This is a genomic window from Maribacter sp. MJ134 (assembly GCF_003970695.1).
Classification (GTDB): domain Bacteria; phylum Bacteroidota; class Bacteroidia; order Flavobacteriales; family Flavobacteriaceae; genus Maribacter.
In genome coordinates, this window is record NZ_CP034570.1 from 573,969 (window position 1) to 589,216 (window position 15,248).

Sequence of the window (15,248 nt, forward strand, 5' to 3'; positions counted from 1 at the left end):
TCTAACTTTTATAAAAAGGTAATTTAACGACTGTAGCCGGAACAGCCTTTTTTCGTATCTGTATCTGAATTTTACTACCGATTTCAGAAAAGACAATTGGTACATACCCCAAACCGATACCTTTACCCAATGACGGGGACATGGTACCCGAAGTGACCATACCGATTTTTTTTCCTTGACCGTCGACAATATCATAGTCATGACGTGGAATTCCTCTTTCGTCCAATTCGAAAGCAATTAACTTGCGCTCTGGGCCATGCGCTTTTTCTTTGGCAAGTGCCTCGCTATTTACAAAATCCTTCGTGAATTTAGTAATCCAACCGAGTCCCGCCTCAAAGGGCGAAGTAGTATCATTGATGTCATTTCCGTATAGGCAGTACCCCATTTCCAAGCGTAGGGTGTCCCGCGCCGCTAGTCCTATCGGCTTTATCCCGAACTCGGCACCAGCTTCAAATACCTTGTCCCAAACTTGCTTTACATCCGTATTCTTACAGTAAATTTCAAAACCACCAGAACCCGTATATCCGGTTGCTGAAATGATCACGTGTTCAACACCGGCAAAATCCGCCACTTTGAAATTGTAAAATTTGATATCTGCCAAATCCACCGAGGATAAGGACTGCATTGCTTCAACCGCTCTTGGTCCTTGAATGGCCAATAGCGAGTAATCTTCTGAAATATCACGCATGTCAGCGTTGAATTCCGTATTATATTTTGATATGTGGTTCCAGTCCTTTTCAATATTCGAGGCATTTACCACCAGTAAATATTGCTCTTCTTTAATTTTATAGACAATGAGGTCATCTACAATTCCGCCAGTCTCATTAGGCAGACAGCTATACTGGGCCCTGCCAATAGTGAGTTTGGAAGCGTCATTAGATGTAACCTTCTGAATGAGGTTTAGCGCTTGGGGTCCTGATATCAAAAACTCGCCCATATGCGAAACATCAAAAACACCAACACCTTTGCGTACGGTTTCATGTTCGGCGTTTACACCTTCATAAGAAACAGGCATGTTATAACCCGCAAAAGGCACCATTTTTGCACCAAGGGACTCATGAGTTTTGGAAAGAGCTGTGTTTTTCATATTAATTTTTTATTTATGCAAATTTATAGAATTATTTAGGTAAACGGCTCTTGGTAAATAGTATGTTTCTTGATAATTATAAAAGATTATTTATTTAAAAGCAGTATTTTGAAATTTTAAAATATAGCCATGCTTAAAAATATTATTGTTTCGGTGTTTCTTTTATTGTTTGCAACCCAAATGCAAGGGCAGGACACGCCCAAAGACTTTCTTTTTGCTAATTTCCATAAGCAGCGTAGGGAGCAAGTTCGTGAAATGATGCCGCCCAATTGCGCCGTGGTTCTCTTTGCCAATGCAGAGCGAAATAGGGCCAATGATGTGGATTATGTTTATCACCAAGACCCTGACTTCTATTACTTGACAGGGTACAAGGAGCCCAATGCTGTTTTGGTTTTGTTTTCCGAAACGCAAACGGGCGTTGACGGCGTTACATTTAATGAACTTATTTATGTTCAAGAGCGAGACCCTAAAGCAGAACAATGGAACGGTAAAAGGCTCGGGGTGGCCGGAACCAAAGAACAACTTGGTTTCGAAATGGCTTTTAACGGTAGCGAATTTTCCTCTATTCCGGTAGATTTCACTTCATTTGACAAGGTATCTTTTTTCGATTTTAAAAATGATTATAGGGATAAGGATGGAAAGGAAGATTTATTCGACTTGATCAAGACGTTTAAGATGAAGTCAAATTACCCTGCGGACTACGATGCAAAAAAGCAGCAGTTATACACTATGATAACATCAACATCAGTTGAAAACAGCGCTAACGTTGCACAAACTTTAGGGAGGTATTTGAACTACTATTCAGATTTAAAAGAGGATAAGTTATTAAGCGGTTATGTAAATGCTGCGGATGAAAGTCTAAGAGATGAAATTAAGGAGAAAGTTCTGATGGTGCAGAAGTCTAGCAATCTGGATTCTTCTATCATTTCAGAAATTATGAGCACTTTACGAGAAACGAAAACGGAGGAAGAGATGGTGCTTTTGAAAAAGGCTATTGAAATATCCGCAGTGGGGCAGATAGAGGTTATGAAAGCGATGCATCCCAATATGTCAGAAACAGAGATTCAAGGGGTGCATGAATATGTATATAAAAAATATGGAGCGGAATACGAGGGCTATCCTTCAATAGTAGGCGGCGGAAATAACGGTTGTATTTTACATTATATTGAAAATAATAAAACTAAAGTTGGGGATGATTTGGTACTGATGGATTTGGGTGCGGAATACCACGGGTACACCGCTGATGTTACCCGTACCATACCAGCGAACGGAAAGTTTACTACGGCCCAAAAACAAATTTATGATATTGTTTATGACGCTCAGGAAGCGGGGATTAGAGCAAGTGTAGTAGGAGCTCCTTTTCAAGCCCCCGGTAAGGCCTCCAGTGAAGTAGTTACCAATGGCCTCCTTAAATTAGGCATTATAAAAGAAGCTAGTGAAGCCAGAACGTACTTTCCACATGGGACTTCGCATTATTTAGGTCTTGATGTTCATGACAAGGGAACTTATGGTCCTTTTAAGCCAAATACGGTCATAACCGTTGAGCCCGGAATCTATATCCCGGAAGGAAGTGATTGCGATAAGAAATGGTGGGGTATTGCAGTGCGAATCGAAGATGATATACTAATTACTGCTGACGGACCTGTAAATCTTTCCGCTATGGCTCCCCGAACTACGGCTGCCATAGAGGAAATGATGAAACAGCCAAGTCCACTAGATGATTTTAAATTACCGGCTTTGGATTAAGGATTTAGTAGGAATTGTTTTAGTTGTTCGTAAGAGCTAATAGATATAGATTCTTTTTCTTTATCCATTACTTTTTGAATTTGTACCGGAATTTCTAATTTCTTGGACACAGTTTCTTCAACTACATCCAAAAATTTAACCGGATGTGCCGTTTCTAGAAATATACCGTACGTATCAGGGAAATTATCTTGGTATTTTTTAAGACCCAAATAGCCCACAGCCCCGTGGGGATCTGCAACATATCCTGTCTCTTTATAAATTTTCAATAGTGTCTCTCGCGTTCTGGTATCGTTAAAAGAGTAGGAGGAGAGGTGCCTTCTCAATAGTTCTAAATCGTTCTGGAACAAATGACGAATACGGATAAAATTACTGGGATCGCCCACATCCATGGCGTTAGATATGGTCGCGGAAGAAGGTTTTGGATTATAGTTTCCTGTCTTCATGAATTCAGGAACCGTGTCATTGATATTTGTTGCCGCAATAAAGTGTTTTACCGGCATTCCCAGTTTTTGCGCTACAATGCCGGCACAGATATTACCAAAATTTCCGCTAGGTACAGAAAAAACAATTTCTTTACCCTTTGACTTGGCCTGTTTGTAAGCGAACAAAAAATAGAATAACTGCGGTAACCAACGCGCTACGTTAATTGAATTGGCGGAGGTCAGTTGCATATGTTCTAAAAGTTGTTGGTCTAAGAAGGCGGTTTTAACCATCTTTTGACAGTCGTCAAAGGTACCGTCAACTTCAAGGGCGGTAATGTTCTGTCCTAAAGTAGTGAGCTGTCTTTCTTGAATATCGCTCACTTTCCCGCTAGGGTAAAGAATTACAACCTTAACACCTTTTACGCCTAAAAATCCATTTGCTACTGCACCTCCGGTATCTCCGGATGTCGCTACTAAAACAGTTACATCATTATTTTCTTTTGAGAAGTATCCAAGACAATTGGCCATAAAGCGTGCACCAACATCTTTAAAAGCCATAGTGGGACCATGAAATAATTCTAACACAGCCACATCCTCTTCGATTTCAACCAACGGGAATTCAAAATCAAGCACATTAGCAAGAATTTCCTTCAATTTTTCATTGGGGATGACCTCACTTACGAATTGATGTATGGCATTAAATGCTATTTCTTGGTCGGATAAATCTTGGATATGTTTAAAGAAGGAGTCGGGTAAGGGAGTTATACTTTCTGGAAAATATAAGCCACGATCAGGGGCAATTCCATTAACTACGGCTTCTTCAAAGGTAACTTCCGGAGCTTCTTTATGTAAACTATAATATTTCATTACGCTATCACCTTAATTCCTTCCCTATTGATTTTTGATATATGAACGTCATAATCTATCCCGATTTTGTCATACACCTCCCGCATTGCCCGTGCAACATTTTTGGCATTCTCCTCACCTTTGCTAAAGGAAAAAATAGATGGACCCGAACCCGAAATACCACAACCTAAAGCACCATTTTCAATGGAAATAGCTTTGATGGTATCAAAGCCGGGAATTAGTATAGACCGTATGGGTTCAACGATATGGTCTTCCAATGAACGTCCTATTAATGCATAGTCTTCCTTGAAGAGACCAGCAATCAGTCCACCCAAGTTACCCCATTGCTTAATACCGTCCTCAAGACTTAGGGTCGTTTTTAAAATTTTTCTAGAGTCTGAGGTCTTTATTTCTATTTGAGGATGTATTACCGTTGCGTACAGTTCCTCGGGACTGGGAATTTCTATGACGTCTAGGGGGTTGTAACTTCGCACAAGTGTAAAACCTCCGTACAGCGCAGGGGCAACATTATCGGCATGGGCTACACCACTTGCCAACCGCTCACCCTCCATAGCAAACTTTACCAGTTCTAATGTTGTAAAGGGATTGCCTAGCAATGTGTTCATTGCCCAAACCGCTCCTGCCGAACTAGCGGCACTACTGCCTATTCCGCTACCTGCCTTAATTTTTTTGTAAATCTCTATATCGAAACCACCAGTATAATCACTGGCTGTTAAGAACGCCAAGCCTGCAACACCGGCCACATTTTGAAGGGTTTCCATAGGGAGGTCTTGACCTTCCAATTTTGTGATACGTACGCCTTTTTGATTGGTTTTACGAACAATCATCTCATCACCAACAGCATCTAAGGCCGTACCTAGAACATCAAATCCACAAGAGATATTAGCAATGGTGGCCGGGCAAAATACTTTTATCGATTCCATTTTTTTAGAAATTACCGATTCTAATAATATCTGCAAATATACCGGATGCCGTAACATCTGCTCCAGCTCCAGCACCTTTAATGATCATGGGCTGGTCTGGATATCTTTCTGTGTAAAATAGGACTATATTGTCGCTACCTTCCAAGTTGTAAAAATCGTGACCCTTAGGAATTTGTTGAAGCCCCACGCTAGCTTTTCCATCTTCAAATTGTGCTACGTATTTAAGTTTGGCTCCTTTGGTGGCAGCCTCATTATACATTTTCTGAAAATCTGCTTCGTGCTTCTTTAGCGAGGTGAAAAAATCCTCATTGTTGTCGGTGTTCAAACTCTCCTGCGGAAGGAAGGATTCGTTCTTTATATCTGATATTTCCAGTCGATATCCGCTTTCGCGAGCAAGAATCAGAATTTTTCGCATAACGTCTACACCACTTAAATCTATTTTTGGATCGGGCTCCGTATATCCCTCTTCCTGAGCTTGTTTCACAATATCATGAAAGGTCGTAGTATCATTAAAATTGTTGAATACAAAGTTTAGGCTTCCAGAAAGCACCGCCTGTATTTTTAGAATTTTATCTCCAGAAACTATCAAGTGTTTTAAAGTGTCTATAATTGGAAGTCCCGCCCCAACATTGGTTTCGAATAAGAACGGGGCGTTGTAAGTACGCGCCAGTTCTTTTAGATGGCTATAATTTTCATACTCCGAAGAACAAGCAATTTTATTACAGGTCACTACAGAAATACTATTTCCTAGATACATGTCATACGTGCCGGCTACTTCATCACTAGCGGTATTATCAACAAAAATGCTATTCCTATAGTTAAGTGTATTCACCGTATCAAAAAACGTGGATTTATTCGCTTGTTCTCCATTTGACAATTCCGTTTCCCAGTTTTTTAATGAAATGCCGTTCTCATTAAAAACCATTGTTCTAGAATTGGAGATACCAATGACCCTTATGTTGAGTTTTAAGTTCTCCTTTAAATACTTTTTTTGTTGCCTGACTTGGTTTAAGAACTTAGCGCCTACATTACCAACACCCATGACAAAGAGATTCAACTGCTTAATATTCTCTTCAAAAAATTCTTCGTGCAAGGCATTCAATGCTTTCTTAACGTCCTTCTCCTCGATAACACATGAGATGTTTTTCTCCGATGCTCCTTGGGCGATAACCCTAATGTTTACGTTGTTTCTCCCAAGTGTGCTGAACATTTTACCGCTAAGCCCTTGATGATTTTTCATATTGTCCCCAACTAGGGCAACAATGGCCAAATTTGTTTCAGGAATTACCGGTTTTATACGGCCTCTTCCTATCTGAAAGGCAAAAGCCTCATTCACGATAGCCACCGCTTTGCTTACATCATCTGCCGAAATTCCTATACAGATAGAATGCTCTGATGAGGCCTGTGTGATAAGGACCACACTTATATTGGCCTGTGACAGTACTTCAAAAAACTGTTTGGATATACCTGGAATACCAACCATTCCAGGACCTTCCAAAGACAATAGAGCCATATTGCTTATGTGGCTTATTCCTCGAACGGTCTTGCCTTTTTCGTTCTTGGATTTTGTGATTAAGGTTCCCTCGGCCTCCGGGAGAAATGTATTCTTTATGCGTATAGAAATACCTTTGGACAATACAGGTTGTATGGTCGGCGGGTACAATACCTTAGCTCCAAAATGAGATAGTTCCATGGCTTCCTCATAGGATATATGAGCAATGGGCTTAGCTTGTTTTACCATTTTTGGATTTGCGGTATACATGCCACTAACGTCCGTCCAAATTTCTAATATTTCGGCATCTATAGCTGCCGCATATAAAGCTGCCGTATAATCAGAACCGCCTCTTCCCAAGGTCGTAGCATCTCCATTTTCTGATTTAGATATAAAACCTGGGCAAACGATTACCTCATGCGTAGAATCACCAAAATAAGCCCTACAGTTTGCAGTTGTTTTCTCAGTGTTTACCGTTGTTCTATCGTTTCTATTTGTAGTTATGATAAGGTCTCTACTATCTTTATACGCGCAGTTAATTCCTTGACTTATAAGATATTCACTTATGATAAAAGAGGATAACAATTCTCCGTAAGAAACTATTTTGTCGGAGAGTTTGTGCGTTAGTTCTCCAATGGAAAAAGCACCGTCCAATAGCGTTTCTAGAACATTAAGCTCCTTTTTAACACTACTTAAGACTTTACTTTGCTCTTCAATTGGCAATAGCGCTTTGATTGCGGCCAAATGCCGAATTTCAATTTTTTCTAAGATTTTTTTATAGGAATCATCCTGATTTTCAGCTAATTTCCCAGCTGCTATCAAATCATCTGTAACGCCCCCAAAGGCGGAGACTACAATGATTGTTCTATCATCATATCGAGAGATGATATCTTTGATCTTTATTATGTTTTCAGGGCTGGCAACTGAAGAGCCGCCAAACTTTAATACTTTCATTTGAATGGAATATTGACTTCTTAAAAACGCTGAGTGTGTTTGAATGGGAGACGGAAAATAGTAGCTTTTACCCCATAGGGGTGCCACATACCAAAGTTGTGCTAGAAAGAATAATTAGTCTAGAGAAATCGAATTCAAGGCCTGTGATTGCGAAGTTCATTGTAAAATTTAAAAACCAAAAGTAGTACATTTGATGAGCTAATCAAATGATTCCACAAATTTTTACCGAATCGTTAATTTTACCCAACTAAAACTAAAAAATGAAGCTTTTTACCGCAAAACAAATCTATTCTGCTGATAAATTCACAACGGAGAAACAACAAATTGGTACAGAAGAGCTGATGGAAAGAGCTGCAATACAGATTTTTAACTGGATGCATTTACGCATGCAAGGAGCACCGGTTAAAATACATTTATTCTGTGGTATAGGTAACAACGGCGGTGACGGAATTGCCTTAGCCAGACACTTACAGGAACATGGCTATAATATTGCCGTTCATGTGGTGAATTATAGCGAAAAACGTTCTAAGGATTTTTTGATAAACCTAGATAGGTTAAAGGATAGAAAAATATGGCCAAATTTTATGGATTCTGACTGTGAGTTCCCTGAAATTGGTAGAGATGATATTATAGTAGATGCTATATTCGGTATTGGTCTTAATAGGCCCCCTGCCGATTGGGTTGTCAAATTAATAGGCCATTTACACGCCTCTCAAGCCTTTATTCTTTCTGTGGATATACCTTCTGGACTTTATGCGGACAGAGTTCCCGAGCATAAGGAAGCAGTAGTAAAGGCAAATTATGTCCTAAGTTTTCAAACACCAAAGCTCATATTCTTTTTACCGGAAACAGGAGTTTTTGTAGACCAATGGGAGGTTTTGGATATAGGTCTGGATGCGGAATTTTTAATGAATGAAGAAACCGATTACGAATTAATAGGGAAAAATGAAGTACTACCCATGTACATCCCTAGAAAAAAGTTTTCGCACAAAGGCACCTACGGCCAAGCACTTATAATTGGGGGAAGTTACGGCAAAGTGGGAGCGGTACAACTGGCTTCAAGGGCTACTTTGGTAATAGGAAGTGGATTAGTAACTGCGTATATTCCTAAATGTGGTTATGAAAGCTTGCAAACCGCACTACCGGAAGCCATGGTTATAACCGATGAAGAACAATCCATATCCAAAATCAGTTTTGACATTTCACCATCAGTTATTGGAATTGGTGTAGGTATGGGTACAGCGCAAAAGACTGTAGATGCGTTCACCGAGTTCTTAAAAATCAACCAATTACCCTTAGTTATTGATGCCGATGCCTTGAATATTCTTGCATCTAAGAAATCACTTTTAAAATTGTTACCACCGAAAACCGTCCTTACACCGCATCCGAAAGAACTAGAGCGTTTAATTGGAGCATGGAAAGATGATTTTGATAAACTTGAAAAAGCGAAATTATTCTCTGAAAAGTACAACTGTATTTTAGTTGTCAAAGGAGCCCATACCATTACCGTTTTCAACAAAAAGGGTTATGTAAACACAACGGGGAATCCCGGCATGGCAACCGCAGGCAGTGGAGATGTTCTTACAGGAGTTATTGCTGGACTCATCGCGCAGGGTTATGACCCATTACATGCTGCAATTTTTGGAGTTTACTTACACGGTAAGTCTGGTGACTTGGCCATTGAGACCAAAGCTTATCAGGCCTTGATAGCTTCCGATATAATTGATAATTTGGGGCTTGCTTATCTTGATCTCTTTAAAGTTCCTGAGAATCAGACGCAAGGAACTGAAGAATCTTCAGAGTAGCTTATTTAGATTTAACCCTACGCTTTACCCATTTTAAAGCGTTCTCGTATTCGATAAAGAATTTCATCGGTTTTTTGTAAAACAGCTTTTCAATCTTAAAATTATGCATGTCTATCTCTTTGACCGAGACTATGGCGAATGCTTTTAAGTTTTCTAGTTCTTTTAGGTAGTTGTAAATGGTGGGATCTATAGCGTAAGAGTTTTTACGTAGACTAATAAATCCAAAACTCTTATTCCTGAAATGTATTTCCGAAATACCAATTATCTGATAAGCTCTTTCTAATGTTAGGGTAGCTCCTTCATCAAAAATTGAAACCATGTAATCGTCAAAAACCTGAACTTTACCTATTTCTAATTGATACTCTCTTACGATTACTTTTTTCTTCGCCGATCCAACGCTCATTGCCTTGTGTATTATAGTGTGTCTGGGACGAAAGTAGAAGTATCAAACGCTTTCCGATAAAATATTAGATTAAAAGCTCAAATATCGTTCGTACTGCTAATACTGCAATTGGTTTGTGAATCAATTCTTACGAAATGAAAAATAATAGACTAAAAAAAAGAGCCCGTATTGGGCTCTTTTGTAATACCTATAGCTTTGTTAATCCTGCTTTTTAGAGGATTTTTCAGCTTTTTTGATTTTTATGGTCAGTTCCTCATTCTTCTTGTCAAGGTCCATAAAAATACTATCACCTTCCTCGAGTTTGGAGTTGACAATCTCTTCCGCTAGAGCATCTTCAATGTATTTTTGAATTGCTCTTTTCAATGGCCTTGCCCCATATTGCTTATCAAAACCTTTTTCGGCAATATAGTCCTTCGCTGCTTCGGTAAGGTTTAAGTCGTAACCAATATCATTGATTCTTTTGAACAACTTGGACAACTCAATGTCTATAATTTGATGAATATGTTCTCTTTCTAAAGCATTGAAAACAATGACATCGTCAATCCGGTTCAAAAATTCCGGAGCAAATGCCTTTTTAAGTGCATTCTCTATTACACCTTTCTGGTGTGCGCTTTCCTGTTCTTTCTTAGCCGATGTTCCAAAACCTACGCCCTGTCCAAAATCCTTAAGCTGACGGGCACCAATGTTACTTGTCATTATAATGATAGTATTCCTGAAATCAATTTTTCTACCTAAACTATCCGTTAAATAACCATCATCCAAAACTTGCAAGAGCATATTAAAGACATCTGGATGCGCTTTTTCTACTTCATCCAATAAGATAACGGAATACGGTTTTCTACGTACTTTCTCCGTTAATTGTCCGCCTTCCTCATAACCTACGTATCCGGGAGGAGCACCAACCAGTCTGGAAATGGCAAATTTCTCCATATATTCACTCATATCTATACGTATAAGCGCGTCTTCGGAATCGAATAGCTCTTTTGCCATTACCTTTGCCAACTGCGTTTTACCCACACCCGTTTGTCCTAAGAAGATAAAGGATCCAATAGGTTTGTTGGGATCTTTTAAGCCAGCTCTGTTACGTTGTATGGCTTTGGAGACCTTAGAAACGGCTTCGTCCTGACCTATTACGTTCGATTTGATCAAAGCGGGTAATTCGGATAGCTTGTTACTTTCCGTTTGTGCAATTCTGTTTACGGGAATACCGCTCATCATAGAAACTACATCGGCCACATTATCCTCTGTAACGGTCTCTTTGTTCAGTTTACTATCGTCCTCCCATCTTTCTTGCGCAATCGCCAAATCTTTTTCAAGACTCTTTTCGTCATCCCTTAGCTTTGCCGCTTCTTCGTATTTCTGTTTTTTGACGACGGAGTTTTTCAGTTCCCTAACATCCTCTAGCTTTTTCTCCAGTTCCAAGATTTGTTTAGGAACGTCCATATTTACGATATGAACCCGAGAACCAGCTTCATCCAAGGCATCAATGGCCTTGTCCGGAAGAAACCTGTCCGTCATGTAACGGTTTGTTAGTTTTACACAAGCTTCTATAGCTTCGTCGGTATAACTAACATTGTGATGGTCTTCGTACTTACCTTTGATATTATGAAGTATTTCAATGGTTTCCTCTACTGTAGTAGGTTCTACGATCACTTTTTGGAACCTTCTTTCTAGCGCCCCATCTTTTTCAATATACTGTCTGTACTCGTCAAGTGTCGTTGCTCCGATACATTGGATTTCACCACGAGCTAGTGCTGGTTTAAACATATTGGAAGCATCAAGGCTACCTGTGGCTCCGCCAGCGCCGACTATGGTATGGATTTCGTCAATAAAAAGTATAACGTCATCATTTTTCTCCAACTCGTTCATAACGGCCTTCATACGCTCTTCAAACTGACCGCGGTATTTTGTGCCTGCAACCAAAGAAGCCAAATCTAGCGTTACTACTCTTTTGTTGTATAATATTCTGGATACTTTCTTATCGATAATACGTAAAGCAAGACCTTCCGCGATAGCACTCTTACCCACACCTGGTTCCCCAATAAGTAACGGATTGTTTTTCTTTCTTCTACTTAGGATTTGAGATACCCGCTCAATTTCTTTTTCCCTTCCCACAACGGGATCCAATCTATTTTCCTCTGCCATTTGTGTGAGGTCCCTACCAAAATTGTCCAACACTGGGGTTTTGGATTTTTTAGCACCTTTCTGGCTAGAGGTAGAACCAAAAGTATTTTCTTTACCTTCATTGGTTTCTTCGGAGTCGCTAGGGAAAGATTCAGCGGTAGGACCGTCTACCATATCGTCATCACTCGTTATCATAAATTTAAATTGCTCCTTAACACTATCATAATCAACTTTTAGCTTATGAAGAAGTTTTGTAGTAGGGTCATTCTCGTTGCGCAGAATGCACAGTAATAAATGTGCGGTATTAATGGAGGAACTCTGAAAAAGTTTCGCTTCTAAAAAAGTTGTTTTCAGCGCTCGCTCTGCCTGTCTGGTTAAATGTAAGTTCTTCTTATCTTTTTGTACGGCTGTAGCATTTGGATTTGAAGGGCTAAGTATTTCTACTTTTCTCCTTAGGTGGTCCAAATCAACGGACAAAGCATCGAGTATACTTATCGCTTTGCCATTTCCATCTCTTAAAAGCCCCAGCATTAGGTGCTCGGTACCTATGAAATCATGACCAAGGCGTAACGCTTCCTCTTTGCTATATGCTATAACATCCTTTACTCTAGGCGAAAAATTATCATCCATAAAATATATTATCAACTATAAAATTACTAAATCTCCTCCAATCATTGGCAAATACCGTACCTATATTCGTTAAAGTTGTTCTAAATGATAGAAAAGAGAACCGGATCAAAGTATTTCAACGTATAATTATTAACTATTATTACTTAGTAAAGTGTTAATAAATATTTTAATAAATACCCTTGGTTGTTCTTGGAAGGCATCGATTTTACGTAAATTGTCATGCTTTTTTACTAATTAAAAAACATAAGATTTTAAAATGGCGGAAGGTGAAAAATTAATTCCTATTAACATAGAAGAGGAAATGAAATCTGCCTACATTGATTATTCAATGTCGGTCATTGTGTCACGAGCCCTGCCAGATGTCAGGGATGGACTAAAACCTGTTCATAGGCGGGTATTGTTCGGGATGCACGAACTAGGTGTTAGGAGCGGTAGTTCTCATAAGAAATCTGCGCGTATAGTCGGTGAGGTTTTGGGTAAGTATCACCCGCACGGAGATACTTCCGTATACGATACTATGGTAAGGATGGCCCAAGAGTGGAGTCTTAGGTACATGTTAATTGATGGCCAGGGTAACTTTGGGTCTATAGATGGGGATAGCCCTGCGGCCATGCGTTACACGGAAGCGCGTATGCGTAAGATAGCCGACGACATGTTGGCAGATATTGATAAGGATACGGTGGATCATCAGCTGAATTTCGATGATTCTCTACAGGAGCCTACCGTGCTACCTGCTAGAATTCCAAATCTTCTTGTAAACGGGGCCTCGGGTATTGCCGTAGGTATGGCCACTAATATGCCGCCACACAACCTTTCGGAAGTTGTAGATGGCACCATGGCCTATATTGATAATAACGATATAGAAATAGACGAACTGATCACCCACATTAAAGCGCCGGATTTCCCTACCGGTGGTATCATTTATGGTTATGATGGCGTAAAAGAAGCTTTCCATACAGGAAGAGGACGTGTAATGATGCGTGCCAAAGCTACTTTTGAAGAGGTTCAAGGTAGGGAATGCATTATAGTATCGGAAATACCTTACCAGGTAAATAAGGCCGATATGATCAAGAAAACGGCGGACTTGATCAATGATAAAAAGATAGAAGGGATATCTACGATAAGAGATGAATCTGACCGTAATGGTATGCGCATCGTTTATATTTTAAAGAGAGATGCCATTCCTAACATCGTTTTAAACACGCTATATAAGTATACCGCGCTACAGACCTCTTTCAGCGTCAATAATATTGCTTTGGTTAACGGCAGGCCTCAATTGCTGAACGTAAAGGAGATGATTCATTATTTCGTGGAACATCGTCATGAAGTAGTGGTAAGGCGTACAAAATTTGAGCTTAAGAAGGCTGAAGACCGTGCACATATACTGGAAGGTCTCATTATTGCTTCTGATAATATTGATGAGGTAATTGCCATAATCAGGGCCTCGTCCAATGCGGATGAAGCTCGTGAAAATTTGATGGAGCGCTTTAAGTTGACAGAAATTCAGGCCAAAGCCATTGTAGAAATGCGCTTACGTCAGCTAACAGGACTGGAGCAAGACAAACTAAGGTCCGAGTATGACGAAATCGTCAAGACTATAGCCGATTTAAAGGATATTCTGGAAAAGAAAGAACGCAGAATGCAGATCATCAAAGATGAGTTGCAGGAAGTAAAAGATAAGTATGGTGATGAGCGTCGTTCTGAAATTAACTTCGCCGGTGGAGACTTGAGCATGGAAGATATGATTCCTAATGAGCAAGTTGTAATTACAATTTCTCGATTAGGCTATATAAAAAGAACACCGCTTACCGAGTATAAAACCCAGAACAGGGGAGGTGTAGGTCAGAAAGCATCCTCTACCAGAAACGAAGATTTCTTGGAGCATCTTTTCGTAGGAACAAATCATCAATACATGTTGTTCTTTACGCAAAAAGGAAAATGTTTTTGGATGCGAGTTTTTGAAATACCGGAAGGTAGCAGAACATCAAAAGGAAGGGCCATACAAAACCTTATCAACATTGAACAGGACGATATGGTTAAGGCATTTATCTGTACACAAGATTTGAAGGATGAGGAGTACGTGAACAGTCATTATGTAATTATGGCTACCAAAAAGGGTACGGTCAAGAAAACCTCCTTAGAGCAGTATTCTAGGCCTAGACAAAATGGTATCAACGCCATTACGATAAGGGAAGGCGATGAACTTCTAGAAGCTAAACTGACTACAGGAACCAGCCAAATATTCTTAGGACTTAAATCTGGTAAGGCCATTCGTTTCGAGGAAAGTAAAACAAGGCCCATGGGTAGAAATGCCTCTGGTGTAAGAGGTATTACATTGGCCAGCGATAATGATGAAGTAATAGGAATGGTTTCCGTTCATAATTTTGAAGACGAACTTTTAGTAGTGTCGGAAAACGGTTATGGAAAACGTTCTAGCATTGAAGATTATCGTATTACGAACAGGGGAGGTAAAGGAGTCAAGACCATCAGTATTACGGATAAAACAGGAAATCTCGTAGCCATTAAAAACGTAACGGACTCAGATGACTTAATGATCATCAATAAATCGGGCATCGCCATACGTATGAGTGTTGAAGATTTAAGGGTAATGGGACGGGCAACTCAAGGAGTTAAGTTGATCAACATAAAAGGAGATGATTCGATTGCCGCAGTAGCCAAGGTGATGAAGGATGACGAAGAGCTGGATGAAGTGGAACTAAGGGACATTGATGTGACTACTGAGGAAGATGGCACGGGAATTGATAATGGTGATACCGAAGAAACAGAATCTTAAA

9 protein-coding genes are annotated in these 15,248 nt (G+C 39.8%); 3 read left to right on the forward strand and 6 right to left on the reverse strand.

Features of this window, described 5'->3' with window-relative positions; genetic code table 11:
- Window position 1: 1 nt before the first annotated feature.
- Window positions 2-1,087 carry a glycine cleavage system aminomethyltransferase GcvT gene (gcvT, locus tag EJ994_RS02465; protein ID WP_126591050.1) on the reverse strand — a complete coding sequence of 362 codons (1,086 nt, stop codon included), beginning with the start codon at window positions 1,085-1,087 and terminating at the stop codon, window positions 2-4.
- Window positions 1,088-1,216: 129 nt separating this feature from the next.
- Here gcvT and EJ994_RS02470 point away from each other — a divergent pair, with 129 nt between their 5' ends.
- Entirely contained in the window at window positions 1,217-2,833 is a 1,617-nt protein-coding gene (locus EJ994_RS02470; RefSeq protein WP_126591051.1) for an aminopeptidase P N-terminal domain-containing protein, read from the forward strand.
- On the opposite strand, the gene thrC is transcribed toward EJ994_RS02470, so the two are convergent.
- The 3 genes from thrC to thrA are packed head-to-tail and all read right to left on the reverse strand — an operon-like array spanning window position 2,830 to window position 7,491.
- On the reverse strand, window positions 2,830-4,122 hold the full coding sequence (gene thrC, locus EJ994_RS02475) for a threonine synthase (protein WP_126591052.1): 1,293 nt from the start codon (window positions 4,120-4,122) through the stop codon (window positions 2,830-2,832). The genes EJ994_RS02470 and thrC overlap by 4 nt on opposite strands.
- Window positions 4,122-5,045 (reverse strand): homoserine kinase, encoded by a 924-nt coding sequence (locus EJ994_RS02480; protein ID WP_126591053.1) that lies wholly within the window; start codon window positions 5,043-5,045, stop codon window positions 4,122-4,124. Before EJ994_RS02480 ends, thrC begins: the two co-directional genes overlap by 1 nt.
- Window positions 5,046-5,049: 4 nt before the next feature.
- On the reverse strand, window positions 5,050-7,491 hold the full coding sequence (gene thrA / locus EJ994_RS02485; protein WP_126591054.1) for a bifunctional aspartate kinase/homoserine dehydrogenase I: 2,442 nt from the start codon (window positions 7,489-7,491) through the stop codon (window positions 5,050-5,052).
- A gap of 260 nt (window positions 7,492-7,751) precedes the next feature.
- Between thrA and EJ994_RS02490 the strand changes: the two genes are divergently transcribed.
- The gene (locus EJ994_RS02490) at window positions 7,752-9,296 is read left to right on the forward strand and encodes an NAD(P)H-hydrate dehydratase (RefSeq protein WP_126591055.1); all 1,545 of its coding nucleotides are present in this window, start codon (window positions 7,752-7,754) and stop codon (window positions 9,294-9,296) included.
- A 1-nt stretch (window position 9,297) separates the two neighbouring features.
- Here the strand turns inward: EJ994_RS02490 and EJ994_RS02495 are convergent, their stop codons facing one another.
- Complete coding sequence (locus EJ994_RS02495; protein ID WP_126591056.1) at window positions 9,298-9,699, reverse strand: STAS/SEC14 domain-containing protein; 402 nt, start codon at window positions 9,697-9,699, stop codon at window positions 9,298-9,300.
- Window positions 9,700-9,897: 198 nt separating this feature from the next.
- On the reverse strand, window positions 9,898-12,453 hold the full coding sequence (locus EJ994_RS02500) for an ATP-dependent Clp protease ATP-binding subunit (protein WP_099572931.1): 2,556 nt from the start codon (window positions 12,451-12,453) through the stop codon (window positions 9,898-9,900).
- Window positions 12,454-12,709: 256 nt separating this feature from the next.
- Between EJ994_RS02500 and gyrA the strand changes: the two genes are divergently transcribed.
- On the forward strand, window positions 12,710-15,247 hold the full coding sequence (gene gyrA / locus EJ994_RS02505; protein ID WP_126591057.1) for a DNA gyrase subunit A: 2,538 nt from the start codon (window positions 12,710-12,712) through the stop codon (window positions 15,245-15,247).
- Window position 15,248: the final 1 nt, after the last annotated feature.